The following is a 25125-nucleotide window of genomic DNA, read 5'->3' as shown; positions in this document are numbered from 1 at the left end:
CAGTCAGCCAAGTCCGCGAAATCACGTGGCGATGGGCTCCTCGACTTCGGGAGTCTCAGCCTCGGAAGGGTCCTGCGCCTCCTGGGCCGCCTGCTCCTTGGCCGCTTCGGCCTTGGCCGACTCGGCCTTGTCGTAGGCGCGAATGACTTCCTGCACCAGGGGGTGGCGTACCACATCCACCTCCGTGAACTCGGAGAAGTTGATGCCGTCGATGTTCTTCAGGATGGCGCGCGCGTGGTTCAGGCCGGACATCTTCCCGATGGGCAGGTCCACCTGCGTCACGTCGCCCGTCACCACCGCCTTGCTGTTGTAGCCCAGGCGGGTGAGGAACATCTTCATCTGCTCGACGGTGGTGTTCTGCGCCTCGTCGAGGATGACGAACGCATCATTGAGCGTACGGCCACGCATGAAGGCCAGCGGAGCCACTTCGATGACGCCCTGCTCCACCAGCTGCGCGGCGCGCTCGCCCGCCATCATGTCGTGCAGCGCGTCATAGAGCGGTCTCAGGTACGGGTTCACCTTCTCCGCCAGGTCTCCGGGCAGGAAGCCGAGCTTCTCACCGGCTTCCACGGCGGGGCGCGCCAGGATGATGCGCTTGACCTTGCGCTCCTGGAGGAAGGCCACCGCCATGGCCATGGCGAGGTAGGTCTTTCCCGTACCCGCGGGGCCGATACCGAAGACGATGTCGTGGGCGCGAATGGCCTCGACGTAGCGCTTCTGGGCCAGGCTCTTGGGAGCGATCTGCCGGTTCCCGGAGCTCTTGAGCACGGGGCCGAGCATGACCTCCTGCAGCGACTCGGCACCGCCCCGCCCCAGCACCTTGATGCCCTGCTCCACATCCTCGCGGTACACGGTGCGGCCGGCGCGAATCATCCCCTCGAGGTTCTCCACGAGGCGTACCGCGAAGGCCACCGCATCGGCGGGACCGGACAGATGAAGCTCGGTGCCACGCTGGCCGACTCGCACGCCCAGCCGGCGCTCCATGAGCTTCAGGTTCTCGTTCTGATTGCCGCACAGGGCCAGGGCCGTCTCGTTATCGCGGACATCGACCTTGGCAGAGGTTGGGCGAACAGCAGGCGCTTCCAACGTGGCGGGGTTTCTCAATGAGGTACGTTCCTCCATTCAACCGTCCCGGACTTAACCTAACGCCGCCCCCTGACCAGGGGAAGGAGGCGGGCGTAGCTGGCTAGTACACGGGTGGCAGCAGGACGAACTCTCGAGCAGCCAGGCGCCTGTAATGGTACGGCTCCCTCCACGGGTAGCTCAGCTCTGTTGGCTGTAACAACCCCGCTTGGACGAGGCTTTCCAAATTAGGGGGTACCTCGCCCTTCTCCAAGCGGTACACCTCCAGGGCGGCCTCAATCCGCTTGATCTGCGCCCGGGAGATGAAGCGCTGGGCCGCGGGGTCGGCGAACGAGGAGGCAGGCGAGCTGGCCAGGGACAGGCTCCCGGACAGCTGCATCACCAGGAAGAGGATGGCGCCCAGCGTGGCCATGCTGGCGCCCAGCCGCCCCAGGCTCCCGCCGATCTTCGCCAGGATGCTTTCGCGGTCGGAGGCCGCAGCCTGGCCACCCGCGGTGAGGGGGCGGATGTAGTCCAGGTTGATGAGGTTGAGCAGCGCCTTGCAGGTCTCGAACTCGCCCAGGCAGGAGACGTCGATGAGCTTGCGCACGTCCCGGCCCGGCACCCGCGCGATCTCCTCGTAGACGCGCCGCTCCGAGTCACCCACCGACTTGAACTCGCCCTTGTTCTCGTCCTTCTTCTTCTCGGCGAAGGCGTCATCGAAGGCGGCGTCGAGATCCTCCTCCTTGTGGACGGGAGGCGGCAGTTCCCGGGTGCATTCGAACAGCATGTCCAGGCGGTTGATCTTCCTCCGGATGACGGGCCACTCGTCGACCATCCGGAAGCCTTCCATCAGCACCGACTCGGCGCGCAGCGGCGTGATGGCTTCGGAGTCCGACTCGACGGGCTCGGCCTTGAACTCGTAGGTACCCGCATCCCAGCTGAAGAGCCGATAGAGCGTCTCGGTGGCCTGCAGCTGCATCATCTTCTTGAAGCGGTCGGCCGTGAGCGCCCCACTGGAGACGAGCACGTCGCCCAGGCGCTTGAGGGTGCGGCGCTGCGTCTCCAGCGACTCGTCGAGCTGGGTCTCGGTGATGACCTCGGCGCGCACCAGCATGTTGCCGATGAGGTCCTTCTTCTTCCGGGTGACGCTCTCCACGCGGACGATGTTGCCGTCCTTGAAGAAGACGTTGACCTCCTGCTCCTTGTTGGCCAGGCACAACTGCCCTGTCTTCTGCTGCTGGCCAATGAGCTGCAGGATGTCGGCGATCCCGAAGTCCTTGAGTGTTCCCTGAAGGGCCATGGTCTAGGGGCCTACTGCGCCTGACGCTTGCGCAGCCCGCGCAGCGACAGGAGATAGAGGGGAAGGAGGAGGAGCGCCACCGGCAACAGCTTGAGGTACACCGGCGCATCGCCGTACGGGGCCTTGAGCAGCCCGTCGCGCAGCACCACGACGGACACGGCCAGCAGGAAGAGGAAGGTGTAGATGGCGCCGCGGATCGGCAGCCCCGCGAAGACGTGGCCGGCCCCGGACACCAGGGCCCCCATCGCCAGCGCGGCCCGCCCCATCCACGTCTGATGGCGCTGCACCTCCGCCTGCTTGCGCGCCCGGAGCGGCTCGGGCACCACACCCTTGCGGGCGAACACGTTGGTGCATTGGCTGCACATGAAGGCGCCCGCGCCCAGGTCCGGATCGCACCGCCGGCACACCGGGCGCCCGCACTTGTCGCAGGACTTCGAGGCCCGCAGCCGGTCGCGCGCCGAGCCCCAGAGGAACAGGAGCACCACCAGCACCGCCGGGTAGAGCCGCGCCGTCATGCCCGAGGCGCCCAGCAGCACGCGATCGAGCTGCGACTCGACGCGACGCCCCGCCACGGAGCCGTCGGCCAGGAACATCATCTCGGAGCGCGGAAGCGTGGGCGACAGCAGCAGCTGGTTCACCAGCATCCGGTCATCCGGCGGCACATCGCGCCCCACCAAGGTGGAGTCCAGCCGCTGCGCCACCGTCATCGTCTCCGCGGCGCGCTCGAGCTCGGCTCCCACCTCGTTGTCGGGCACGGCCCGGGCACGGCGCCGGTAGATCTGCGCCAGGTTGTAGGAGGGCGCCGCCAGCGTGCCATCCGCCTGGGAGGCCTCCTGGTAGAGTCGGGCCGCGGCCTCGGCGTCTCCCGAGGCCAGCAGCACGTTGGCGTAGTTGGTGAGCAACATCGCGTTGCGCCGGCCGAGCACGTCCGAGGCCGCCTTGTAGGCCGTCACGGCCTCCTCAAGCTGCCCACGACGGCCCTGGTAGCGCCCCACGGCGAAGAGCTCGGCGAAGGTGGCCGCCTTCTCGGAGTGGCGCGTGAGCACCCGGGCCACCGCGTCATCCCCGGCGAACCCACCACGCTCCAGCACGTAGACGTCCTCGGCCACCGTGCCCGCGAAGGCCGTGGCGCGAGCGATGTGTCCTCCGGCCAGGGGGATCAACCCCGCCAGCGCCACCAGCACCGCCGCCACCGCGCGCTCGGCCATCGTCAGGTAGAGCACCACCGCGCCGAACAGCACCAGCAGCACCGGCAGGATGCCCAGCCGCAGCAGGAAGGGCATGGCCAGCACCGTCACCGCCACCGCGAGGGACTGCCAGCGGCCCATGCCGCGCGGGAACAGGTGGTGGAAGTCATGCACGAAGTAGCGCACCCGCCGCACGAAGAGCACGCCCACCACCGCCACCGCCGTGGCCAGCAGGGCCAGCAGCCCCATGGCGCCGAGGTCCGCCAGGGCCGGCCGCAGGTAGCGGGGATCCTTCATCAGCGCGGTGACGCCGGCCTGGATCTCCGGCGCGTACCGGTCCACCGAGGTGATCTGGCGGCGCGCGTACAGATCCGCCAGCGAGAAGCGCGCATAGGGCAGGTTCGGCGAGAGCGCCGCCGCGGACTCGGCCAGCTGCACCGCCCCGTTGAGGTCGCCCTTGTCCCGTCTGGCGCGGGCCTCGCGCAGCAGGCTCACGCTGAAGGCATCGAAGTCCGAGGCGGCCACCTCATCGCGCAGCTTCAGCAGCGCCTTGCGCCACTGCTCGGCTCCGGGGGCATCTCCCTTGTTCCGGGCTTCCTTCCAGTTGTCCCAGACGACGAGCAGATCCGCATCGGAGACGCGCGGCGCCAGCAGGGGCGGCGGCGGCGCACGGGTAGGAGCCGCGGGTGCCGCCGGAGTCGGGGCCGTAGGCGTTGCCGCCGGAGTGGTCGGCGTCGCGGTGGGAGTCGGCGTCGGCCCGGGCGGGCTCGGATTGGCCGGGGTCGTCGGAGTCGGCGGCGCCGCGACGGGCTCGTCGTCCTCGGCGTTGCGACCCTTGGGCTTCTTGTTTCCAGGGCGGCGCGGACCTGGCTCTTCGTCCTCGTAGACATCCGAGTCATCCGACTCGTCGGCCGGCTGGGTGTCGGGGTCCACTTCTTGGATGAGCGAGGGCGCTTCGATCTGAGCAGTCGCCTTCGCCGCGGTGAACAGCGCGAGACAAAGGATCAGCGGCAGCAGGCGCGAACAAAAGGAGTGAGGCATCCGGACCTTCGATGATAGGCGAGGCTCCCTCCACAGCGAAAGCAATCGAGCCGCGCCTGCCCCCCTGGCTTACCGGGTAGGCGGCCAATTCCGGGGATCGGGCCCCCCGGCGAGGCAGAGGCCCAGGGATTCGGAGGTTGGTCAACACATGAGCACCACCGGGGCGGAGCTGGAACGGCTGGTTGGGATCATGGCGCGGCTGCGCGCCGAGGGCGGCTGCCCGTGGGACCGGGAGCAGGACCTGCGCTCGCTCCGTCCCTACCTCGTCGAGGAGACGTTCGAGGTGCTCGACGAGATGGATCGGGTGGCCTACGGCGGCCCGTGGCGCGCCCTGTGCGAGGAGCTGGGGGATCTGCTCTTCCAGATCGTCTTCCACGCCCAGCTGGCCGCCGAGAAGGGCGAGTTCTCGATGGCGGAGGTGTGCCGCGCCATCAGCGACAAGATCGAGAGCCGCCACCCCCATGTCTTCGGCGAGAAGAAGCTGAAGGACTCCGAGGAGGTGCTCTACAACTGGGCCAAGCTCAAGGCCGAGGAGAAGAAGCGCAAGACGGGCCGCGAGGGCTCGGTGCTCGATGGGGTGCCCACCGCCGCGCCCGCCCTGCTCCGGGCCGAGCGCCTCACCGAGAAGGCCAGCCGCATCGGCTTCGACTGGCCGGACACCGCCGGCGTGCGCGCCAAGCTCGAGGAGGAGCTACGGGAGCTGGACGAGGCCGTCGCCTCTGGGGACCGGGACGCCATCGAGCACGAGCTGGGCGATGTCCTCTTCTCCCTGGCCAACCTCGGGCGCTTCCTGCACGCGCCCCCCGAGGACGCGCTGCGCATGGCCATCCGCCGCTTCACCACCCGCTTCCAGCACATCGAGTCCGCGCTCAAGGCCGAGGGTGTGGCCCTGGGAGAGGCTACCTTGGACCACATGGAGCGACACTGGCAGACGGCCAAGGCGGCGGAGAAGGCCCTCCCGCCCCCAGCCTCCCTGCCCCGGGCGCCGCTGGTGGCGCTGCGCTTCACGGTGCCGGACCTGGCCGCCCAGCGGGCCTTCTGGGACGCCGTGGCGCCGCTGATCGGCTGGCACTCCGAGCGCGGAGCCCCCAACGAGGCCCATTATGGCGATGGGGCCCTGCGCTTGAGCTTCGTACCGGGCCAGGCGCCTCCGCCCTCGGGCGCGGTGATCACCCTGGGGGCGCCGTCCGCCCGCTCCGTCGAGCGGCTCCGGGCGCTGTTGGAGGCCTCCCACCCGGGTGCCGTGCAGGGGATCGAGCCCCAGCGGATCCGTTTCCAGGATGCATCCGGGCTGCTCTGGGAGTACACCGCCTAACACGGGCGCCTTGACGCTCGCTGGGCGCCGAAGTAGGTACGGCCCCCTCTTTTTCCACAGTCGTCCGTTGGAGATTACCTTGGCGAACACCAAGTCTGCAGAGAAGCGCAACCGTCAGGCCCAGAAGCGCCGCGCCCGCAACACCACCGTGCGCACCACCGTGAAGGTCGCCGTGAAGAAGGCGCGCGAGGCCCTCACCACCAAGGACGCGGGCAAGACCACGGACGCCGTCAAGGAAGCCACCCGCACGCTGGCCAAGGCCGCCTCCAAGGGCGTCATCCACCCGCGCAACGCCGCGCGCCGCATCGCCCGCCTCGCCAAGGCCGCCAACGCGGGCAAGGCGAAGTAGTCACCCTGGACGAGGCGCCTCCCCGGCGCCTCACCAGTTCCGAGCCAGCCGCTCGTAGCCCTCGCGCATCAGCGTCTCCGAGAGACGCCGGAGCGCGGCCTGGCGGTTGGCCTCGGCTTGCAGGACGTCGCCGCTCCCCGGCAGATAGTCCTCTGTGCCGGAGACATTCGTCTCCGCCAGTACCCGTCCGTCCTTGAGCAGCTTCAGGTTCACCGACGCGGCCGCCCGGTAGCTGGCGAGCTGCGGGCCGACCACCACGACGCCCTGCTCGTTGAGGATGGGCTCGGTGACGATGGTCGGAGAGCTGCCCACGCCCGTCACCACGCCCTCGAGGCGCGCGTCGCACGCCTTGCCCTCCCCCAGCGTCCCGGCGCGCACCAGCTCCTGGCGCAGCGTCCCCGTGAAGAGCGTCTCCAGGCCGGGCTCGGGCGTGTCATTGCGGAAGATGGGGGCGCACACCGCGCGGACGCCTTCGGGCAGCGTCCCGTCCCGGGGCACGAAGCGGTAGCCACACCCCACCGTCGTCACGAGCACTCCCCACGCCACCGCGCTGAGCCGAGCCATGGCGCCCACACTAGCGGGACGCGCGATCCGGTCAAGCACGGGGGCCGAGCGTGCCCGGAGCCTCCTGGACGCTCACTCCCCGCGAGGCCAGGGCAGGGGCCGCCGACGCCCAGGCCGTATCGATGCGCAAGGCCCGCGCGGAGCCGAGGCGCGCCGTGCCGAGCGGCCAGCGGATGCCACCGCCATGGGCCCAGCCCAGCACCAGGAAGTAGCGGCGCCACAGCACGGCCACCAGCAGGGCGAGGCCCGAGGCCGCCGCCGCCACCGGCCGCATGGAGGGCAGCAGCAGCGCCAGGACGATGGCGAGCGGCACGACGGCCAGGGCCTCGAGGAGGAAGCGCCGGCCGAGCGTCACGGACCGGAGGTTGCCGAGCTCGACGACGAGGGGCGAGGAGGCCGTGTCCGCGCGGTACGTCAGGCGACGGTCCACGCCGACCAGGGTGCGCCCACCGCGCCACTCGAGGGAGAGGAACGGCTGCTCGGGTGCCGAGGCCGAGGGCACCGGAGCGTCCGGCAGTGCCACCCCGCACGCCACGCACGGGCCCTTGCGGGCCGGCTGCGGTCGCCCGCAGCCCGTGCACATGACGAGGACCTCGGTGGGCACCGCGGGCCTCCGCTCAGCCGACGACGAAGTTCACCAGTCGCTTCGGGACGAAGACGAACTTGCGGAGCGTCTTGCCAGCCATGGCCGCCTTCACCCGCTCGTCCGCCTCGGCCGCGGCGCGCACGTCCGCCTCGGCCGCGTCCACGGGCACCTTGATCTCGGCGCGCAGCTTGCCGTTGACCTGCACCGCGTAGGGGATCTCGTCATCCACCACGAGCGCGGGGTCGAAGGCCGGCCACTCCTGGTTCACGGTGAACGTCTTGGAGCCGTAAGCCTCGGCCACCTCGTCGGCGATGTGGGGGGTGAGCGGGGTGAGCACCACGGCCAGCACGTGCATCGCCTCGGCCATGGCGGCCTTCTCCGCGGGCGTCTCGGGGGTACCCAGCGCGTAGAGCGCGTTGATGTACTCCATGATGCCGGCGATGGCGGTGTTGAAGGACAGGCGCTCGATGGCCTCCCCCACCCGCTTCAGGCACTTGTGCGCGGCGCGGCGCGTCTCCAGCGCCTTGCCCTCGTAGGGGCCCGCGTGCGTGGCACCCGCCACGCCCTCGTGGGTGGCGGCCAGCGTCCACACGCGCTTGAGGAAGCGGAAGGCGCCCTCCACCTGGGCGTCGGACCAATCGAAGTCGCGCTCCGGCGGACCGGCGAACAGCACGTACGCGCGCGCGGTATCGGCGCCGTACTTCTTCACGATGGAGGCGGGCGCCACCGAGTTGCCCCAGCGCTTGGACATCTTCCGCCCGTCCGAGCCGTTCACGATGCCCTGGGTCACCAGACGCGTGACGGGCTCGTCCACCGGCGACAGGCCCAGTTCCTTCATCACCCGGGTCCAGAAGCGGAAGTACAGCAGGTGCATCACCGCGTGCTCGGGGCCGCCCACGTACACGTCTACCGGCAGCCAGCGCTTGGCCTCGGCGGGATCGAACGGCGCCTTGTCGTACTGCGGTGAAATGTAGCGCGCGTAGTACCAGGTGGAGTCGACGAAGGTATCCATCGTCTCCGCCTCGCGGCGCGCGGGGCCGTTGCACTTCGGGCAGGTGGTGTTCACCCACGAGGCGACCTTCGCCAGGGGCGGCTCGCCCTTGCCGGTGAGCACCGCCTGGGTGTCGATCTCCGGCATGCGCACGGGCAGCTGATCCACGGGCACGGGGATGCCCTTGCGCTCCGGGTCGCACTTCTCGCAGTAGACGATGGGGATGGGCGTGCCCCAGTAGCGCTGGCGGCTGAAGCCCCAGTCCTTCTGGCGGTACGTCACCGTGAACTTGCCCCGGCCCTCGGACTCCAGCTTCGCCGCCATCTTGCGGCGGGCCTCTTCGGAGGCGAGCCCGGTGAACTCGCCCGAGTCCGCCAGCACGCCATACTCCGTGTAGGCGGCCTCCAGCTTGTCGCCTGGGGGCAGCTTGTCGCCCGTGGCCGGCTGGATGACGACCTGGATGGGCAGGCTGTACTTGCGCGCGAACTCGAAGTCGCGCGCGTCGTGCGCCGGCACGCTCATCACCGCGCCCGTGCCGTAGTCGGACAGCACGAAGTTGGCGATCCAGATGGGCACCGGCTGGCCGGTGAACGGGTTGAGGGCGTAGGCGCCGGTGAAGACGCCCTCCTTGGTGACACCCTCGGCCGTGCGGTCGATCTTGTTGATGGCCGCCATCTTCGTGGCGAAGGCCTCCACCTCGGCGCGGCGCTCGGGCGTGGTGATCTTCGCCACCAGCTTGTGATCCGGCGCCAGCACCACGTAGGTGCAGCCGTATACGGTGTCGATGCGGGTGGTGAAGACGCGGACCTTCTCGTCACTGCCCTTCACGGCGAAGTCGGCCTCGGCGCCCTCGGAGCGGCCGATCCAGTTGCGCTGCATGCTGGTGATGCGCTCGGGCCACTCCTTGAGCTGGTCCAACCCGTCCAGCAGCGCCTGGGAGTACTTGGTGATGCGGAACGCCCACTCGGGCATGTCCTTGTCCACCACCGGCGAGTCGCAGCGCTCGCACACGCCTTCCTTCACCTGCTCGTTGGCGATGACGGTGTGGCAGCCGGTACACCAGTTCACCTTGCTGAAGCGGCGGTAGACCAGCCCACGCTCCAGCATCTGGATGAAGAACCACTGGTTCCAGCGGTAGTACTCGGGCCGGCTGGTGTTGACCTCGCGGGACCAATCGTAGCTGTAACCCAGCGAGCGGATCTCCGCCTTGAAGGAGTCGATGTTCTCCTGGGTGCGCACGGCCGGGTGGACGCCGTCCTTGATGGCGGCGTTCTCGGCGGGAAGGCCGAAGGCATCCCAGCCCATGGGGTGGAGCACGTCGTGGCCGCGCATCCGGAAGTAGCGCGCGTATACGTCCCCGATGAGGTAGTTGCGCACGTGCCCCATGTGCATCTTGCCGCTGGGGTACGGCAGCATCTCGAGGATGTATTTCTTGGGGGCTCCCGGTCGGGTGCCCGCCCGGAAAACGCCCGCCTCTTCCCAGCGGGTCTGCCACTTGCCTTCAATCGCCTGCGGCTCGTAACGCTCGTTCATCGCCATGATCGCTGCGCCTCTTATGGGAGGCTCGCTTCCTAAGCAACAAGCGAGGCATCCCGGGAGCCGCTCCAAGGGCCCGCCCTGTCGCCAGGACTGCACCTGTGCGAGCCCGGGGTCCTCGCCGGTGGACTCCGATAAACAGCCGGGACGGCGCGGGAAATCCCTGTTCTCCAGCTACCCTCCGATCGGGATGAACTCACCCCTACATCAACCGCCATGGGTCCTTGCGGTCCTGCTCGGAGCCCAGTTGCTGCTCGCCTGCGCTCACGTCGATGACGGCGGCGGCGGAGGCTTCGGGCGCAACAGTGCTGAGGCCCGGATCACCCACCTGATCTCCGAAGGTCAATTCGCGGAGGCTGAAGCGCTCGTCGCGGATTCCGCCGCTTCGGGCCTCGTCGAACAGGCGACCGCTACCGCCTTCCGACGACAGATCGCGGATCTCTCGATGAAGCTGGGCGAGATTCCCGCTCGACTCCAGCGCGTCCCCAGCTTCCCCTCCCGCCTCAAGGACTTTACCCGCCACGACCTCCAAAAGATGTACGACGCAGGGGACTTCAGCATCGCCACCAAGAAGGAGCTTCAGACCGCGCTGAAGCTCTTGAAGGATGTAGCGAAAGACAACTCTCGACTCCTCCAGAAACTGTGAGCGACCTCATGCACCCAAAACCCCATGAGCTTCAGCAGATGCTCTCTGAAGCAAGAAGCCTGGAATGGGGGAGCCCCCGCCAGTTGCAGCTCCTCGCGGAGCTGAAGGCCTGCTGCCCAGCCTTCGTCCCAGGGTTATTGGTTTCGAGCAGGGCCATGCTCTGGGGCAAAGAGGGCGTCCAGGACCCAGCGACCTTCTTCGATGAGGTCGAACAGGTTCTGCGCCACGCCCTCGAAGCCTCTGGACGAGAGACCGGGGCTCTTATCGGAATGGCTCGCTTCATGAGCGTCGTGCGGGATTCGCCCCAAGCCGCCGAGCCCCTTTATCGAGAGGCGGTCTCGAAAGCCTTGGAAGGCCTCGAAGAAGCCTGGGCAGGGCTCATCGAAACCCTGGGTGAGTTGGAGAAGACCGAGGAGGCGGCACGCACGGCGGAGTTGGCCCGCAAGGTATTTCCCCAGTCGGAGCAACTCTCGGAAGCGAGCAAGTACGCGAAGCTCTCCGAGTGAGCTACGGCTCACTCGACACGTCCATCCGGTCGAAGGCCCTGCCGAGGGCCGCCACCCCCAGCAACACCTCGGCGAACAGCCCCGCCGCCGCCGTGAGCCCCGCGAAGGGCAGCGCCCATACCCCCAGCCACCCCGCCAGGGCAAAGCCCACCAGGGACGCCACCAGCACTGCGGGCACCAGCCCTCCCACGAGCACCAGCAACGAGCCCGCCAGCGTCAACACCCGTTGGCCCAGCGCTTCAATGCCTCGCGCCCGTTCGCCATCCGCCGGTAGCCACGTGGGGAAGAGCACCACCGCGGCGTTCTGGACGAACAGCCCCCCAAAGGTCAGGGCCGTCAGCAACGGCGCCACCCCCAATGCCCCCGCCACCCACAGCGCCGAGCCCCAGGGCAAGTCCACCCCGAGCGCCATCCCCACCGCCAGGGCGAGCAGCACCCACTGCATGATCGCCAGCAACAGCCCCGGCGCGAGCAGCTCGGCCGCCACCACCTGCGACCCCGTCAACGGCATCGCCCGCAGCAGGTCCAGCTTCGGCAAGTCCATGCGCAGATCCGAGCGCAGGGAGACCGGACCGAACACCGTGAGGATGGCCGCGACGAACAGGTAGACGCTCGCCATGATCTGGCGCACCGAAGACAGGGACTCGGGGGCAAAGAAGGCCGTGCCCACGGGAAAGGCGAGCCCCAGCAACGCCAGGACGAGGAGGATCTCCGGCCCCCCTATCCGCCGCGCGGCGATCAGGTTCTTCCACAGCAGCGCCACCTCGGGCCGTCCCCGCGACACGAGCTGGAAGAACGGCCGCCGCAGGACGAAGTTGCCGACCCGCGCCATCCGAGGCCCCCGCAGTCGAGCCCGCTCCTCGACCCGCACCACCACTGCCTCCTCGAAGGGCACGATCAGCACCGAGACCCACAGGTAGTGGGCCAACAGCAGCCCCAGCGAGAGCGGCAGCGCACGGACGAACTCCCCCACCCCTGAGGCCATCGGCAGCGCCACCAGCATCCTCCCCGGCCACAGCACGGTCCGAAGCGCGGGCTCCTCCAACACCGCGTACAGCCAGTCCCGCACCACCGTCTGTCCCCGCGTATCCACAGGCAACGGGTGGGCCTCGAGCGCCGAGTGGCTGGCCAGGCCCAGGGCCACGAACAGCCCTCCCAGGACCGCCCACCGGAGCGCCGTCCCCAACCACCCGAGCCGCGCCAGCCGCACGCGCACGAACGAGGCGGCGGTCACGTGCAGGTTCACGATCGCCAGGGACACCGTGGCCCCCACGAAGAACAGCAGGGGATGCGGGCTTACCGCCCGGCCCACGAAGAGCGTGGTGAAGAAGGCGCCCGTCAACGCCCCAAACAACCCGCGCGCCAGCTTGTAGTGCAACAACCCCCGCCGGCTCACCGGCGCGGAGAAGAGCTGCTGAACCTCCGCCTCCGAGAACGTGAGCGCGGGACGGTCCTGCCCGAACGCCCACGCGGCCCCCAGCGTCGCCAGCGCCATGGCCGCCAGTGGCAGCTCGGCGAACATCCTCCCTTCCGGGGGCACCACCTCCATGGAGCCCCGGAAGTTCAGCCGCCGAATCAGCACCGCGTACAGGTAGGCGCCACCCACCAACAATCCGACGAGGTACTTCGGCTGGCGCAGGCGCTGCATCTGCCGCCGCACCCGGTTGCGCAGCGAGGCCCACCAGAGGAACGCCACCGCGCGAGGGAAGCTCACGGCCCGGCAGGCCCCGGCCGCTCATCCGCTCCGGCGCTGGTGATGCGAACGAAGAGCTCCTCCAACGAGGCGCTGCCGTCGTCCACGCCGCTCATCCGCGCGCGGATCTCCGCCAGCGTCCCCAGCGCCACCGCGCGCCCTCCCGCGATGACCAGGATGCGGTGGCACAGCTCCTCCACCAGCGGCAGCAGATGAGAGGACAGCACCAGCGCCGCCCCGTGCTCTGCTCGCTGCCGCAGGGAGGCCTTCATCCGCCGGATGCCGATGGGGTCCAACCCCGTGAGCGGCTCGTCCAGCAGGATCAGCCGCGGCTCGTGCAGGAAGCCGCACGCAATCGACAGCTTCTGCTTCATGCCCCGCGACAGCTCTCCCGGAAGCGCCCGCTCCTTGCCCACCAGCTCCATCTCCGAGAGCAGCGCCCGCGCCTTCTCCTCCCACCCCTCCACGCCATAGAGCCGGGCGACGAAGTTCAGGTGCTCCCAGACCGTAAGGTACTCGAAGAGGCGCGGCTCGTCCGGCAGGAACGCCAGGGCCCGCTTGGCCTCCACCGGCGCCACCGCCACGTCATGCCCCGTCACGACCACCCGCCCCGAGGACACCGGGAGGATGCCCGCCAGGCACCGCAGCGTGGACGTCTTCCCCGCTCCGTTGGGCCCCACCAACCCCAACACCTCCCCCGGCGCCACCTGGAAGCTCAGCCCCTGCACCGCCTTCAGGGCGCCATAAGCCTTCTCCAGGGCCACCACCTCCAGCACGGGCGCCACCGGGCCTCCCGGCTCGGGGCCCGGGTCAGCGGCAGGAGTCATGTCGGAGGGCGGCACCAGGGCTCCGAATCAGTGCAGCTTGAGCAGGTCCTTCACCGTGTCCAGCACCACCTTGGACTGCACCGGCTTGACGAGGTACGCGCTCGCCCCCAGCGCCATCGCTCGCTCCCGGTCCATCGCCGCCCCCTCCGTGGTGATGACCACGATGGGCACCTCGCGCTGCTCGGAGGCCTGCCGGATGTGGCTGATGAGCTTGAGCCCGTCCATCAGCGGCATGTTGATGTCGGTGAGCACCAGATCGAACTTGCTCTGGGTGAACTTCTTGAGGCCCTCGGCCCCGTCCGCCGCCTCGACGCAGACCACTCCGCCGAGGCGCTGAAGCGCGAACATGATGCTCCGCCGCATCGCCTGGGAGTCGTCCACCACGAGAGCCCGGATCTGCGTCATGGGCCCGAAGATATCACCGTGATTCCAGAAAGAAGCCGCTCTCTGCTTCCTGTTCAGCGCCGACGCCGGGCCGCCGTCACCAGCGCCGGGCCCATCTCCCCCAGTGGCAGCACCCGCCGTACCACCCCGGTGGCGATGGCCTCCTGGGGCATGCCGAACACCACCGCCGTCTCCTCCGACTCCGCCCAGACCTCCCCGCCCGCGTGGTGAACCTCCCGGACGCCCGCGGCCCCATCCGAGCCCATCCCCGTGAGCACCACCGCCAGGGCCTTGGAGCCCAGCGTCCTCGCCACGCTCGTGAAGAGCCGGTCCGCCGAGGGCGCGTAGCGGTCCTTCCCCCCCTGCGCCGGGATCTTCAGCTCCAGGCGCCCCTCCTTCTCGGCCAGCACCATGTGGCGGCCGCCCGGGGCGATGTACACATGGCCCGGGACGATGCGGTCCCCCTCGCAGGCCTCCGTCACGTGGAACGGGCCGATGCGATCCAGCCGCTCGGCGAAGGCCCGGGTGAACTGGGCCGGCATGTGCTGGCAGACGAGCACGCAGGGCGTGGGCTCCGCCGCGAGCGCCTCCAACAGCCGCTGCACCGCGGGCGGCCCGCCCGTGGACGCCGCCACCGCCACCACGAAGGGCAACTCCTGCGTCTCCAGCGGAGCCGGCGGCTTGCGGGCCTCGCGCCGCGGGGTGCTGCCCCGACGCACCATCCGCGCCGCCCGCACCTTCTCCATCAGCTCCAACCGCAGGCTCTCGCGCGTGTCCGCCGTGCTCTTCTGCGGCTTGGCGATGAAGTCGAACGCCCCCAGCTCCAGCGCCTTGAAGACGTCCGTCTTGTGCGAGTAGCTGGAGATGACGATGACCGGCGTGGGAGCCGTGTTCCGCAGCAGCCGAAGGAACGTGTACCCGCCCAGCCGAGGCATCTCCAGGTCCACCGTCACCACGTCCGGCCGCAGATCCACCACCTTGCGCAGGCCCTCCTCTCCATCCCCCGCCCAGTCGAGGACCTGGATGTCCGGCTCGGACTCCAGCAGCTCGATCAACATCCGGCGGTTGTGGGCCGAGTCATCGATGACGAGCACCGTGACGGGAGGGCGTACGCTCATCGCTCCACCTTCCACGACAGCTCGGGCTTCCGGTACACGAGATCGCCCCGCAGGTGGACCAGCTCGAAGGCCGCTCCCAGGTTGAGCAGGTTCTCCGAGTGCCCCAGCATCAGATAGCCCCCGGGCACCAGCTTGTCGCTGAACACCTGGAGGACCCGCTGCCGGGCGGGGACGTCGAAGTAGATCATCACGTTGCGGCAGAAGACGACGTCCGCGCGAGGCACCAGCAGGCACGACTCCGCATCCAGCAGGTTCAGGTGCCCGAAGGACACCCAGGCCCGGATGTCATCCCGCACCCGCACCTTGCTGGCGCCCAGGGAGATGAAGTAGCGCGACAGCATCTCCGGCGGCGTCGCCCGCAGCGAGGAGGGGCCATACTCCGCCTTGCGCGCCGTGGTGAGCACCCGGCGGGAGATGTCCGTGCCGTAGATCTCCACCTCCCAGCCCTCGAAGAGGCGGCTCTCCTTGAGGAGCATGGCGATGGTGTAGGCCTCCTCGCCGGTGGAGCACCCCGCGGACCAGATGCGCAGCCGCCGCGTCCCCGCGTTGCGCTGCTGGAGCAGGGGCAGCACCTCCTCGGTGAAGGCCTTGAGCTGAACGGGCTCCCGGAAGAAGTACGTCTCGTGCGTGGTGAGCGCCTCGACGGCCGAGTCCAGCTCCGCGTTGCGGCGCGTGTCGTAGCGCAGGAAGCGGTGGTAGGCGGCGAAGTTCGGCAGCCCCAGCGCCTCCAGGCGCGGCCAGAGGCGCCGCTCCATCACGAACTTCATGTCCTCGCGGATGAGGATGCCGCAGTGGGCGTAGACGTGGTCGCGCAGGAGGCGGAACTCCTCCGCGCTCATCTCCGGCCGTCCCTCCTCGTCGAAGCGTGGCGCCACTTGCCCCCCCATCCCCTCTCAGCGCCTCGACAGGCGCTCCACCGCGTCCGAGAGCGCACGCCGTGCCAACGCATCCTGCTCGGAGGCCAGCGCGGCCTGCACCGCCTCCAGACTCTCCCGTCCTCCCGCGTCCCCCAGAACGCGTGCCGCCGTGGCGCGCACGTCCCAGCCCGGATGGCCCAGCATCTCCACCGCCAGCGCCACACCCTCGGCCGACACCGCCCCGGCCTGCAGCGCGGCCTTCACCACCTCCGCGTCCGAGTGACGTGCCGCCTGCCGGAGCACCTCGGGCCGGATGGTGCCCATCCGCGCCAGCGCACGAACGGCCCGACCCGCCAGCGCCCCGTCCGGGTGGCGGACCATGGCCTCCAGGTCCGTGGCGCGCTCGGCGGCGCCAATCTCTCCCAGGGCCTCCACCGCGGCGAGCCGCACGGCGATGTCCTCGTCCTGCAGCGCCCGGCGCAGCAACGAGCCCGCGGAAGCATCTCCCACCCGCCCCACCACCCGCGCTCCGGAGGCACGCACCGGGGCGGCCTCGTCCACGAGCGCCCCGCGCGCCAACTCCAGACCCACCGCTGGATCCACATCCACCGCGGCATCCAGGGCGGCGGCGCGCAGGAGCGGATCCGCATCGCGAGCCAGCCTGCGGAGCGTCGGCAGCGCGGCCGTTCCACCGGCATGCGCGTAGGCCGCCACGGCGGCGGGCACGGGCCGCTGCTCCATCACCGCCTCCAGCGCCTTGATCACGGCCTCACGGCAGCCCCCGGACAGCACCCCGAGCGCCCGCACCGCCGCGCCCGCGAGCGCTGGCTCGTCCAGCAGCGCCACGAGCGGAGCCACCGCGTCCGGCGACTGGGTGCGCCCCAGCGCCTTCACCGCCACGGCGCGCAGGTCGTCCTCGGCCCACTCGAGCAGCGCGCTCAGCGCGGGGACATACGAGGGGTCCACCATCTCCAGCAGCGCCTGGGCCGCCGCCGCTCGCGCCGGCAGGGACAGCTCCGCCATGCGCCCGAGCAGCTCCCGACCCGCCTCGGCCCCCAGCCGCGACAGGGTGCGGATGACCTCGCGCAGCAGCCGGTCCTCCCGCGCCGCCTCCGCCACGAGCACGGCCAGGGTGGGCTCCCGCAGCGCGCCCGCGGCCACCAGCGCGCCAGCCCGCACGTAATAGTCCTCGGCCTCGAAGGCCTGGGAGACGAACTCCATCGCGTTGGGCAGCCGCTTGAGCGAGGTGCGCGCCTGGGCGTCGATCTCCGCGCGCAGTGGGGTGTCGGCCACGCTGGCCTGGGTGCCAAGCGCCCCGAGCGCGGCCTCACGCACCGAGCGCAGCTCCGAACCGAGCCCCCGGCTGATGAGCTCCGTGGCGGCCACCTGGGGGATGAGCCCCAGCACCCGGTAGGCGCTGCGCCGCAGCCGCCCCTCCGCCAGCAGTGGCACCACGACCGGCAACGGCGGCGGCCACTGGAGCTGCGTGAGCGCCTCCAGCACGGCCAACCGCAGCAGCGGCTCCTCCTCCTTCAGCAGTCGCTCCAGCGCGCGAGCCCCCACCTCGGAGCCCACGCGCCCCACCGCCTCCACCGCGGAGACGCGGACGTTGAGGTCGGGATCCGCCAGGGCCTGGATCAGCGCGTTCTCGGCCCCGCGCCGGCCCAACTGCCCGAGGATGTCCGCGGCGAACTTGCGCTGGTCCGGATCCGAATGCCCCAGCAACCGGATGAGCGGCCCCAGCGCCACGTCGCCCAGGCCCACCAGCGCCTCGGCGGCCGCGTTGCGCGCACCCGTCTCCCCGCGCTCGCCCAGGACGGAGACCAGCCGGAGCGCCACCTCGCCCGGCGCCGGCAACCGCCTGGCCGCCTCCGCCGCCGCGCGGCGCACCCGCCAGCTCTCGTCATGGAGCGCGGAGATGAGCGACTCGAGCGTCCCCGCCCCGGCTGGGTCCAACCCCAGCACGGCCCGGTAGCGCTCCTCTTCTTGAAGCGTGGGGACGTCGGTCGTCACGCCGCCCCTCCTGGCCGCTGCGTCTCGCGCTCTACCTCGGCGCGCAGCAGGGCCTTGATGTCCAGGAGCAGCCTCGGCCGCTCCTGCGTCCCACACACACCCACCACGAACGGCGTCCGCCCCGGAGACAGCAACGCGGGAGCGGGTTTGATCTCACTGCGGCGCACCCGCATCACCTCCGTCACCCGATCCACCCGCAGCGCCAACCGCCGCCGGCCCAGCAAGCACACCAGCAACCGGGAGCGCGGCGAGGGCGGCGCCTCCGTGGCGGTCAACCGCTGCCGCATGTCCACCACCGGCAGCATCGCCCCGCGCAGGTGCAGCATGCCCTCCACGAAGGAGGGCGCGCGCGGCACGGGGATGATCCGCTGAGGCGGGAGGATCTCCTCCACGCGCATGATGTCCAGCACGTACTCCTCCTTGCCCACGAGGAAGGAGCAGAGCTTCACGAGCGGATCCTGCGTCGTCGCGCGCTCGGGCAGGGACCGGCGCGGGAGCATCTTCATGGGCTCCCTCATGCGAGCGCCTGCTGCAGGTCGAGGAGGATGTAGAGCTGCGCGTTGCGTCGTCCCAGCCCCACCACACAGTCGCGCTCGCCGCCCACGCCCGGCGGGGCCTGCTCCAGCATGGAGGGCTTCAGGCGCACCACATCCCGCACCGCGTCCACCCACACGCCCGCGGGCCCCTCCTCCGTATGGGCCACGATGATGCGCGCCGCGCGCGGGGGCGCCGCCGCATCCGGGCCCGCCACCTGAGGAGCCTTGTCCGCCAGCCTCAGCCGCATCTTGATGTCATAAACGGGGATGACATCGCCGCGCAGGTTCATCACGCCCAGCAGGTGCGGCTCGGCGCGCGGAATCTCCGTCAGCGGCGGTACCTTGCCTATCTCCCGGACGGAGCGGATGGGCACGGCGTAGCACTCCCCTTCCAGCACGAAGGCCAGGTACTCCTCGGGCGTCTCCTCCGGGGTGACGGGCAGCATCTCGTCGCTGCCGGCGGCAAACTCCAGCAGGCCACCGACGTCCTCGTCCGGTCGGTAGAAGAAGTCATCGAGCAGTTCGGAGAAGCGGGACACGCTCGATGGAAGATAGCAGCCCGGGCCCACCTCGCGTCAGGCCCAACGACGCTCCGGCCCCATTCCCTCTTCCAGCAAAGCCGCGACATCCAGAACCAACACGGTTCTCCGGTTTCCCAGGTCCGTAGCCCCGGAAATGCCTCGAACCGAGTGAAGCCGGCCACCCAGGGGCTTGGTGACGATGTCCTGCTGGCCGAACAGCTCGTCCACGGCGATGCCCATGCGCTCCTGGGCCAGGCCCACCACCACCACGAAGTGTCGACCGGTGTTCTTCTCGGGCAGGCCGAACATGCGTGCCAGCCGGGTGAAGGGCAGCGTCTGCCCGCGCAGGTCCAGCACCTCGCGGCGCTCCACGGTGCGGATGTCCTGGGGCACCACGGAGAGGATCTCCAGCACGCTGTTGAGGGGCACCGCGTAGGTGCGCCCACTGACTCCCACCACCAGCGCGCGGATGATGGCCAGCGTCAGGGGCAGCGTGAGCTGGAAGGCGGTGCCTTTGCCGCGCTCGCTCCACACGTCGATGATGCCCGAGAGGTTGCTGATGTTGTTCTTCACCACGTCCAGGCCCACGCCCCGGCCGGACAGCTCGGAGACGGTCCGGGCGGTGGAGAAGCCCGGCAGGAAGATGAGGTTGAGCAGCTCGCGCCGGTTCATCTCCTGGGCCTGCGCCTGGGTGATGAGGCCCCGCTGCAGCGCCACCTCGCGGACGCGGTGCTCGTCGATGCCGGCCCCGTCGTCGCTCACCTCGATGAGGACGTGGTTGCCCTTCTGCTCGGCCCGCAGCGACACCGTGGCGCGCCGGGGCTTGCCCACCAACAGCCGGGCCTCGGGCGTCTCCACGCCGTGGTCGATGGCGTTGCGGATGATGTGCATCAGCGGATCGCTCAGCTCCTCGACGATGAGCTTGTCCAGCTCCACCTCGCCGCCGCTGATGAGGAACTCCAGCTCCTTGCCGGCCTCTCGGGCGATGCGGCGCACCAGCCGCGCCAGCTTGTCGAACACCTGGCCCACCGGGACCATGCGCGCCTCGAGCAGCCCGTTCTGCAGCGCATCCAGCTTGCGCTCCAGCTGTCGGGTCTCCCGCGCCAGCTCCTGGTTCCACAGCTTGGAGACCACCAGCGCGCCCTCCTGCCGGGAAGCCTCGGAGATGCGCTGGAGGTTGGCCTTGATGAGCAGCAGCTCGCCCACCGTGTTCATCAGCCCGTCGAGCTTGCGGATGTCCACGCGCACCGTCTGCGTGAGCGAGCGCAGCGACGTGTCGAAGTCCACCCGAGGGCCCTTCGAGCCCGTCTCGGCCTCCGCCTCGGCCTCCACCTCGCCCCCCTTCCGGGTGCTCACCGGGGGCGGAGAAGGGGCAGGCGGCGCGATCTCGACCTCCGGCTCGGGAGGAGGCGGCGCGGCCTTGGGGGCCTTGCTCTTCTTGGTCCCCGAGCGGCGCGCGGGAGCAGCACGGGGCGCGGGCTCGGCCGGGGGCGCCGCCGCGGTGGTCATGCGCACGGAGGCGGCCGCGGGAGGCGCAGCGGGCGCCGGAGCCCGGGCGGGGGCACGCACCGGGAGCTGGGAGAGCTGCGCGGGCGTCCCCTCCAGCGCGGCGCTCAGCTCCTGGCTCGTCACCTTGGCGCCGAAGATGAGATCGAACGCGATGCCGCTGGCGCTGCTGGGCTGCGCCGAGGGCAGCGTGCTGATGATCTCTCCCAGGGGCTTGAGGCGGTTGTTCAGCTCGGCCAGCCCCTTGTCGAAGTCGGACAGGTCGAAGTCGGCGCGCACCCGCCACAGCGCCACGTCCTTGCGGACGTTCTCCCGCAGCCGGTGCTCCTCGTACTCGGTGAAGACGGCGCGGACCTGAGCATCCAGCTCCAGCCGTTCGAGGGGATCCTCTTCCCCCTGGGCTTTGGGAGCCCCCATCTGCGTCAGCCGCTCGGTGAGCGCCTCCGCCCGGGCGCCCTGCGCCGACGAGGACTCCCCGCGCGAGGTCTCCACCAGCAGGGCCTGGAAGACATCCAGCGACTCGATGAGCGAGTCCAGCACGGTGTCGTCCAGCATCAGCTTGCCCAGCCGGAGCCGGTCCAGCAGGTCCTCCGTGCCGTGCGCCAGCCGAGCAATCCGGTCCTGGCCGAACAGCCCCGACAACCCCTTGAGCGAGTGCGCCGCCCGGAAGATGCCGTTGATGAGGTCGGGGTCGGCCTCCTGGCCCCGGCGCTCGTCCAGCGTGAGCAGGTCCTTGCCCAGCGTGTCGAGGATCTCCGTCGCCTCCGCGACGAACTCCGCCAGCGCTTTGCCTCCCTGGTTCACGGTGGCGGCGGCCCTCGGCTCACGCCAGCTTCAGGTAGCGCCTCAGCAGCCCTTCCAGGCTCTGGGGCTCGAAGGGCTTGACCAGGTACTCCGCCGCCCCGAGCTTCATGCCGCGATCCCGATCCTGGTCACGGCCCTCGGTGGTGATGATGAACAGCGGCGTGTCGCGGTAGTTGGGGTTCTTCTTGACGAAGCTGATCAACTCCAGCCCGTTGATGTCGGGCATGTTGATGTCGGTGATGATGAGATCGAACCGGTGGCGCGGCAGCAGTCGCAGCGCCTCGAAGCCGCTGGCGCTGGTGATGGCCTCGAGGCCGGGGACAGCCTCCACCGTCGCGGCGATGAACTCGCGCGACGCCTTGGAATCCTCCACGATCAGGACCTTGAATCCCATGCGCTCGCCTCGGGAGCAGGCATGCTAGCAGAACGCCCACCCGCCCCGCGAATCCCCGGCGCGCGGCGGCTCACGATTTGCGTCCGGGCAACAGCCTGGCCAGGCCCTTGTCCGCGAGGAGCGAGACGCGCTTGCCCTTGAACCCCGGCAGGAAGTGCTGCTGGAGGGCCGCCGCCTGGGCCGCCTCGTCCACCTCGCCCCCGCCTGGAATCTCCAGGGCCACCGACTCCACCTTGGCCTTGGCCAGCACCCGGGCGGCGCTGGCGAGCGCCTTGCCCAGTGCCTCCGGGGTCAGCGACTTCCGGGGGCCCATCCCCACCGCGAAGATGCGAGGGAAGGGCAGCCGCCCGTCCGTGGGCAGCAAGAGCCAGTCATCCTTCACGCCAGTGAAGAACTCCGCCTTGAGCACGCGGGAGAGGTCCCCACACAGCCGCCAGTCCACATAGCCGGCGGTGCCGGGCAGGGGCCGGTCATCCTCGGCCACGAAGAGGCACAGGGCGTCCACCCCGGCGAGGGTATCCAGCCCCTCGAAACCAATCTCGTGGGCGGTGACGTTCACGGCTTTCCGAGGGCCCCCGCGACGCGGTCGAGCAAGCCGTTGACGAAGGCGCTGGACTCCTCCGTGCCGAAGTTCTTGCCCAGCTCCACGGCCTCGTTGATGGAAACCTTCTTGGGGATGTCCGGGCGGTACTTCAGCTCGAAGACGCCCAGGCGCAGCACGTTCCGGTCGATGCGCGACATGCGGTCCAGCCGCCAGTTGTGGCTGTGCTTCTCGATGAGCTGGTCGATCTCCGCCTGGTGGGCGTGGACACCCTCGACGAGCTCCTGGGCGAACTTGACGGCGTCCGGGTCGGGCTTGCCCTCCTCGGCGGAGGCCGCCCACGCGGAGGTGAGCGCCTCATAGGGCGTCGTGCCCGCGGTCATCTCCAACTGGTAGAGCGCCTGCAGCGCGCGCTCCCGCCCGGTTCTCCGCGCTCCCATCGCTATCCCCTCTTCCCTTCCACCATCTTCGCGTAGAGGTTGACCATCTCCAGACAGGCCATGGCCGCGTCCGCGCCCTTGTTGCCGGCCTTCACCCCGGCCCGGTCGATGGCCTGCTCCACCGTATCGCAGGTGAGCACACCGAACGTGACGGACACCGGCTTGGCCAGGGCCGCGGCGCTGAAGGCCACCGAGCCGATGCCCTTGGAGCACTCGCCCGCCACGTAGTCGAAGTGGGGGGTGCCGCCGCGGATGACGGCGCCCAGGGTGACGACGCCCACGTAGCCCTGGGACTCGGTCACCCGGCGGGTGAGGCCCGGCAGCTCATAGGTGCCCGGGCAGCGGTAGACGTCGATGTCCGAGTCGGCCACCCCGTGGCGCACCAGCGAGTCCACCGCGCCCTTGACGAGCTCCTCGGTGATGAACGCGTTGAAGCGGGCCACGCAGATGGCAAAGCGGCCCTTCGGGGGCAGGAAATCACCTTCGATGTAGCGAGGCATGGGTGCTTCCTACACCAGGGGCCTACCCCGCGTCTTCACGACTTGTCACGCCGGCGACGGGGCGTGCGCGCCACCAAGCGCCGGGGGGCCTTCCCCTCGGTGAGGGGAATCTGCTCCACCACCTCCAGGGAGTAGCTCTCCAGGCCCACGATCTTCTTCGGGTTGTTGGTGAGCAGCCGCAACCGGGACAACCCGAGATCCTTGAGGATCTGCGCCCCCACGCCGAACTCGCGCAGGCGCGTCTGGTCCGGCTTGCCCCGCACCACCTGCTCGTTGGAGGTGTGGGTACACTGCAGCCGGGCCTTCGCCGGCGCGTCCTTCTGCAGGTAGATGATGACGCCCCGCCCGGCGGCCTGGATGCGCTGGAAGGCCTGCTCGAGCTGGCTGCCGCAGTCGCACCCGCTGCTGCCCAGCAGGTCTCCCATCATGCAGCCCCGGTGGACGCGGGTGAGCACGGGCTCCTTGCCCCGAATGTCCCCCTTCACCAGCGCCACGTGGACGGCGGAGTCCACGTCGCTGCCGTAGGTGTAGGCCTGGAAGGTGCCCGCGCCCCGGCGCTCGACGGTGGCCGAGGCGATGCGGCGGATGAGCCGCTCGCGCTCCAGCCGGTAGCGGATGAGGTCCGCCACCGAGAGCAGCACCAGCTTGTGCTTGCGGGCGAACTTCACCAGGTCCGGCCGGCGGGCCATGGTGCCGTCGGCGTTCATCACCTCACAGATGACGCCCGCGGGCGCGAGCCCGGCGAGGCGCGCCAGGTCCACGCTGCCCTCGGTCTGCCCGGTGCGCACCAGCACGCCGCCCTCGCGGGCGCGCAGGGGGAAGATGTGGCCGGGGCGCACGAGGTCTCCCGGCTTGGCGTTGGGCGCCACCGCCGCCAGCACGGTGCGGGCGCGGTCCGCCGCGGAGATACCGGTGGTGACGCCGCGCGCCGCCTCGATGGAGACGGTGAAGGCCGTCTGGAAGGGCGAGGTGTTGTCCTGCACCATGAGCGGCAGGTTCAGCCGGCGGATGCGCTCCTCGGTGAGGGCCAGGCAGATGAGCCCACGGGCGTGGGTGGCCATGAAGTTGATGGCCTTGGGCGTCACCTTCTCGGCCGCCATCACGAGGTCGCCCTCGTTCTCGCGGTCCTCGTCATCCGTGAGGATGACCATGCCACCCTTGCGGATCTCCGCGAGCGCCCGCTCCACCAGCTCGATGACATCCGTGCCCTGCTTGCCGCGCGCCATGCCGTGCTCCTTAACCTTTCACCCCGAACCCGGCCGCCCGCAGCGCCGCTTCGGTCAGCCCGCTCTCCGGGCCCTGGCGCAGCGAGAACAGCCGCGCCACGTACTTACCGATCATGTCCGCTTCCAGGTTCACCCGCGAGCCCACACCCTTGGCGCGCAGCGTCGTGCGCGCCTGCGTCTCGGGGATGAGCTGGACGGTGAAGCGGTCCGGGAGCACGGAGTTAACGGTGAGGCTGATGCCATCCACCGCCACCGAGCCCTTCTCGATGAAGTAGGGCGCCAGCTCGGAGGGCAGCCGGAAGGCCATCACCCAGGAGCCACCCTCGGGGCGCGTCTCCAGCACCTCGCTCACCGCGTCCACGTGGCCAGCGACCAGGTGACCGCCCAGGCGGTCTCCCAGCGCCAGCGCCCGCTCCAGGTTCACCCGGGAGCCGGGGCGCAGCTCGCCCATCGTCGTGCGCCGCAGCGTCTCCGGGGCCGCCTGGACCTTGAAGGTGTCCCCGCCCCGCTCCACCACCGTGAGGCACGCGCCGTCCACGGCGATGGACTCCCCGAGGGCGAAGCTGCCCGCGCCCAGGGTCGTGCGAATCCAGAGGTCCGTCATCCCACCGGGGACGACACGCTCCACTGCGCCCATATCCTGAATGAGTCCGGTGAACATCGGCGGGGCTTATAACGG

25 protein-coding genes are annotated in these 25125 nt (G+C 70.0%); 4 read left to right on the top strand and 21 right to left on the bottom strand.

The genetic code is table 11. The features are described 5' to 3' along the window. Positions 1–21 precede the first annotated feature (21 nt). The 3 genes from SYV04_RS26440 to SYV04_RS26430 form a co-directional block, all read right to left on the bottom strand. Positions 22–1104 carry a PhoH family protein gene (locus SYV04_RS26440; RefSeq protein WP_321548676.1) on the bottom strand — a complete coding sequence of 361 codons (1083 nt, stop codon included), beginning with the start codon at positions 1102–1104 and terminating at the stop codon, positions 22–24. Between the two features lie 82 nt (positions 1105–1186). Continuing rightward, positions 1187–2365 (bottom strand): DUF4388 domain-containing protein, encoded by a 1179-nt coding sequence (locus SYV04_RS26435; protein WP_321548675.1) that lies wholly within the window; start codon positions 2363–2365, stop codon positions 1187–1189. An 11-nt stretch (positions 2366–2376) separates the two neighbouring features. After that, a complete protein-coding gene (locus tag SYV04_RS26430; protein ID WP_321548674.1) occupies positions 2377–4593 on the bottom strand; it encodes a tetratricopeptide repeat protein in 2217 nt (738 codons plus the stop codon). Between the two features lie 148 nt (positions 4594–4741). Between SYV04_RS26430 and mazG the strand changes: the two genes are divergently transcribed. Both mazG and rpsT read left to right on the top strand, forming a co-directional pair. Further along, positions 4742–5908: a nucleoside triphosphate pyrophosphohydrolase gene (gene mazG, locus SYV04_RS26425; RefSeq protein ID WP_321548673.1), complete on the top strand. Its 1167-nt coding sequence runs from the start codon at positions 4742–4744 to the stop codon at positions 5906–5908. A 79-nt stretch (positions 5909–5987) separates the two neighbouring features. Beyond that, on the top strand, positions 5988–6257 hold the full coding sequence (gene rpsT / locus SYV04_RS26420; protein ID WP_321548672.1) for a 30S ribosomal protein S20: 270 nt from the start codon (positions 5988–5990) through the stop codon (positions 6255–6257). Positions 6258–6287: 30 nt separating this feature from the next. Here the strand turns inward: rpsT and lptE are convergent, their stop codons facing one another. The 3 genes from lptE to leuS are packed head-to-tail and all read right to left on the bottom strand — an operon-like array spanning position 6288 to position 9937. Continuing rightward, on the bottom strand, positions 6288–6821 hold the full coding sequence (gene lptE / locus SYV04_RS26415; RefSeq protein ID WP_321548671.1) for an LPS assembly lipoprotein LptE: 534 nt from the start codon (positions 6819–6821) through the stop codon (positions 6288–6290). 31 nt (positions 6822–6852) lie between these two features. Beyond that, positions 6853–7425, bottom strand: coding sequence for a hypothetical protein (locus SYV04_RS26410; protein WP_321548670.1), 573 nt, complete (start codon positions 7423–7425; stop codon positions 6853–6855). A 13-nt stretch (positions 7426–7438) separates the two neighbouring features. Then, positions 7439–9937, bottom strand: coding sequence for a leucine--tRNA ligase (leuS, locus tag SYV04_RS26405; RefSeq protein WP_321548669.1), 2499 nt, complete (start codon positions 9935–9937; stop codon positions 7439–7441). A 244-nt stretch (positions 9938–10181) separates the two neighbouring features. Here leuS and SYV04_RS26400 point away from each other — a divergent pair, with 244 nt between their 5' ends. Beyond that, positions 10182–10580, top strand: coding sequence for a hypothetical protein (locus tag SYV04_RS26400; RefSeq protein ID WP_321548668.1), 399 nt, complete (start codon positions 10182–10184; stop codon positions 10578–10580). Positions 10581–10618: 38 nt separating this feature from the next. After that, the gene (locus SYV04_RS26395; RefSeq protein WP_321548667.1) at positions 10619–11086 is read left to right on the top strand and encodes a hypothetical protein; all 468 of its coding nucleotides are present in this window, start codon (positions 10619–10621) and stop codon (positions 11084–11086) included. Between the two features lies 1 nt (position 11087). Here the strand turns inward: SYV04_RS26395 and SYV04_RS26390 are convergent, their stop codons facing one another. The 15 genes from SYV04_RS26390 to SYV04_RS26320 form a co-directional block, all read right to left on the bottom strand. Continuing rightward, the gene (locus tag SYV04_RS26390) at positions 11088–12800 is read right to left on the bottom strand and encodes a putative ABC exporter domain-containing protein (RefSeq protein ID WP_321548666.1); all 1713 of its coding nucleotides are present in this window, start codon (positions 12798–12800) and stop codon (positions 11088–11090) included. Beyond that, a complete protein-coding gene (locus SYV04_RS26385) occupies positions 12797–13606 on the bottom strand; it encodes an ABC transporter ATP-binding protein (RefSeq protein ID WP_321548665.1) in 810 nt (269 codons plus the stop codon). The genes SYV04_RS26390 and SYV04_RS26385 overlap by 4 nt, the downstream gene beginning before the upstream one ends. Before the next feature lie 27 nt (positions 13607–13633). After that, complete coding sequence (locus tag SYV04_RS26380) at positions 13634–14011, bottom strand: response regulator (protein WP_321548664.1); 378 nt, start codon at positions 14009–14011, stop codon at positions 13634–13636. Positions 14012–14064: 53 nt separating this feature from the next. Further along, a complete protein-coding gene (locus SYV04_RS26375; RefSeq protein WP_321548663.1) occupies positions 14065–15108 on the bottom strand; it encodes a protein-glutamate methylesterase/protein-glutamine glutaminase in 1044 nt (347 codons plus the stop codon). Further along, complete coding sequence (locus SYV04_RS26370) at positions 15105–15947, bottom strand: CheR family methyltransferase (RefSeq protein WP_321548718.1); 843 nt, start codon at positions 15945–15947, stop codon at positions 15105–15107. Before SYV04_RS26370 ends, SYV04_RS26375 begins: the two co-directional genes overlap by 4 nt. 54 nt (positions 15948–16001) lie before the next feature. Further along, the gene (locus SYV04_RS26365; protein ID WP_321548662.1) at positions 16002–17978 is read right to left on the bottom strand and encodes a HEAT repeat domain-containing protein; all 1977 of its coding nucleotides are present in this window, start codon (positions 17976–17978) and stop codon (positions 16002–16004) included. Continuing rightward, a complete protein-coding gene (locus SYV04_RS26360; RefSeq protein ID WP_422723974.1) occupies positions 17975–18496 on the bottom strand; it encodes a chemotaxis protein CheW in 522 nt (173 codons plus the stop codon). Before SYV04_RS26360 ends, SYV04_RS26365 begins: the two co-directional genes overlap by 4 nt. After that, the gene (locus SYV04_RS26355; protein WP_321548660.1) at positions 18493–19053 is read right to left on the bottom strand and encodes a chemotaxis protein CheW; all 561 of its coding nucleotides are present in this window, start codon (positions 19051–19053) and stop codon (positions 18493–18495) included. Before SYV04_RS26355 ends, SYV04_RS26360 begins: the two co-directional genes overlap by 4 nt. Positions 19054–19089: 36 nt before the next feature. Continuing rightward, entirely contained in the window at positions 19090–21345 is a 2256-nt protein-coding gene (locus SYV04_RS26350; protein ID WP_321548659.1) for a chemotaxis protein CheA, read from the bottom strand. A 19-nt stretch (positions 21346–21364) separates the two neighbouring features. Further along, positions 21365–21739 carry a response regulator gene (locus SYV04_RS26345; RefSeq protein ID WP_321548658.1) on the bottom strand — a complete coding sequence of 125 codons (375 nt, stop codon included), beginning with the start codon at positions 21737–21739 and terminating at the stop codon, positions 21365–21367. Between the two features lie 70 nt (positions 21740–21809). Continuing rightward, positions 21810–22298: a M17 family peptidase N-terminal domain-containing protein gene (locus tag SYV04_RS26340; protein WP_321548657.1), complete on the bottom strand. Its 489-nt coding sequence runs from the start codon at positions 22296–22298 to the stop codon at positions 21810–21812. Next, a complete protein-coding gene (gene nusB / locus SYV04_RS26335; protein ID WP_321548656.1) occupies positions 22295–22720 on the bottom strand; it encodes a transcription antitermination factor NusB in 426 nt (141 codons plus the stop codon). Before nusB ends, SYV04_RS26340 begins: the two co-directional genes overlap by 4 nt. Before the next feature lie 2 nt (positions 22721–22722). Beyond that, a complete protein-coding gene (ribH, locus tag SYV04_RS26330) occupies positions 22723–23220 on the bottom strand; it encodes a 6,7-dimethyl-8-ribityllumazine synthase (protein ID WP_321548655.1) in 498 nt (165 codons plus the stop codon). Positions 23221–23255: 35 nt separating this feature from the next. Beyond that, on the bottom strand, positions 23256–24446 hold the full coding sequence (gene ribB, locus SYV04_RS26325; RefSeq protein WP_321548654.1) for a 3,4-dihydroxy-2-butanone-4-phosphate synthase: 1191 nt from the start codon (positions 24444–24446) through the stop codon (positions 23256–23258). A gap of 10 nt (positions 24447–24456) precedes the next feature. Beyond that, the gene (locus SYV04_RS26320; RefSeq protein WP_321548653.1) at positions 24457–25107 is read right to left on the bottom strand and encodes a riboflavin synthase; all 651 of its coding nucleotides are present in this window, start codon (positions 25105–25107) and stop codon (positions 24457–24459) included. Positions 25108–25125 lie beyond the last annotated feature (18 nt).

Source organism: Hyalangium ruber, from assembly GCF_034259325.1.
GTDB lineage: Bacteria > Myxococcota > Myxococcia > Myxococcales > Myxococcaceae > Hyalangium_A > Hyalangium_A rubrum.
This window is presented reverse-complemented; position numbering and strand designations above follow the sequence as displayed.

Excerpts from the sequence above, each read along its gene's own strand:
- SYV04_RS26435 (WP_321548675.1), bottom strand. The coding sequence starts at position 2,365 with ATGGCCCTTCAGGGAACACTCAAGGACTTCGGGATCGCCGACATCCTG.
- SYV04_RS26430 (WP_321548674.1), bottom strand. The coding sequence starts at position 4,593 with ATGCCTCACTCCTTTTGTTCGCGCCTGCTGCCGCTGATCCTTTGTCTC.
- mazG (WP_321548673.1), top strand. The coding sequence starts at position 4,742 with ATGAGCACCACCGGGGCGGAGCTGGAACGGCTGGTTGGGATCATGGCG.
- lptE (WP_321548671.1), bottom strand. The coding sequence starts at position 6,821 with ATGGCTCGGCTCAGCGCGGTGGCGTGGGGAGTGCTCGTGACGACGGTG.
- leuS (WP_321548669.1), bottom strand. The coding sequence starts at position 9,937 with ATGGCGATGAACGAGCGTTACGAGCCGCAGGCGATTGAAGGCAAGTGG.
- SYV04_RS26395 (WP_321548667.1), top strand. The coding sequence starts at position 10,619 with ATGCTCTCTGAAGCAAGAAGCCTGGAATGGGGGAGCCCCCGCCAGTTG.
- SYV04_RS26385 (WP_321548665.1), bottom strand. The coding sequence starts at position 13,606 with ATGACTCCTGCCGCTGACCCGGGCCCCGAGCCGGGAGGCCCGGTGGCG.
- SYV04_RS26380 (WP_321548664.1), bottom strand. The coding sequence starts at position 14,011 with ATGACGCAGATCCGGGCTCTCGTGGTGGACGACTCCCAGGCGATGCGG.
- SYV04_RS26375 (WP_321548663.1), bottom strand. The coding sequence starts at position 15,108 with ATGAGCGTACGCCCTCCCGTCACGGTGCTCGTCATCGATGACTCGGCC.
- SYV04_RS26370 (WP_321548718.1), bottom strand. The coding sequence starts at position 15,947 with ATGAGCGCGGAGGAGTTCCGCCTCCTGCGCGACCACGTCTACGCCCAC.
- SYV04_RS26360 (WP_422723974.1), bottom strand. The coding sequence starts at position 18,496 with ATGAGGGAGCCCATGAAGATGCTCCCGCGCCGGTCCCTGCCCGAGCGC.
- SYV04_RS26345 (WP_321548658.1), bottom strand. The coding sequence starts at position 21,739 with ATGGGATTCAAGGTCCTGATCGTGGAGGATTCCAAGGCGTCGCGCGAG.
- nusB (WP_321548656.1), bottom strand. The coding sequence starts at position 22,720 with ATGGGAGCGCGGAGAACCGGGCGGGAGCGCGCGCTGCAGGCGCTCTAC.
- ribH (WP_321548655.1), bottom strand. The coding sequence starts at position 23,220 with ATGCCTCGCTACATCGAAGGTGATTTCCTGCCCCCGAAGGGCCGCTTT.
- ribB (WP_321548654.1), bottom strand. The coding sequence starts at position 24,446 with ATGGCGCGCGGCAAGCAGGGCACGGATGTCATCGAGCTGGTGGAGCGG.
- SYV04_RS26320 (WP_321548653.1), bottom strand. The coding sequence starts at position 25,107 with ATGTTCACCGGACTCATTCAGGATATGGGCGCAGTGGAGCGTGTCGTC.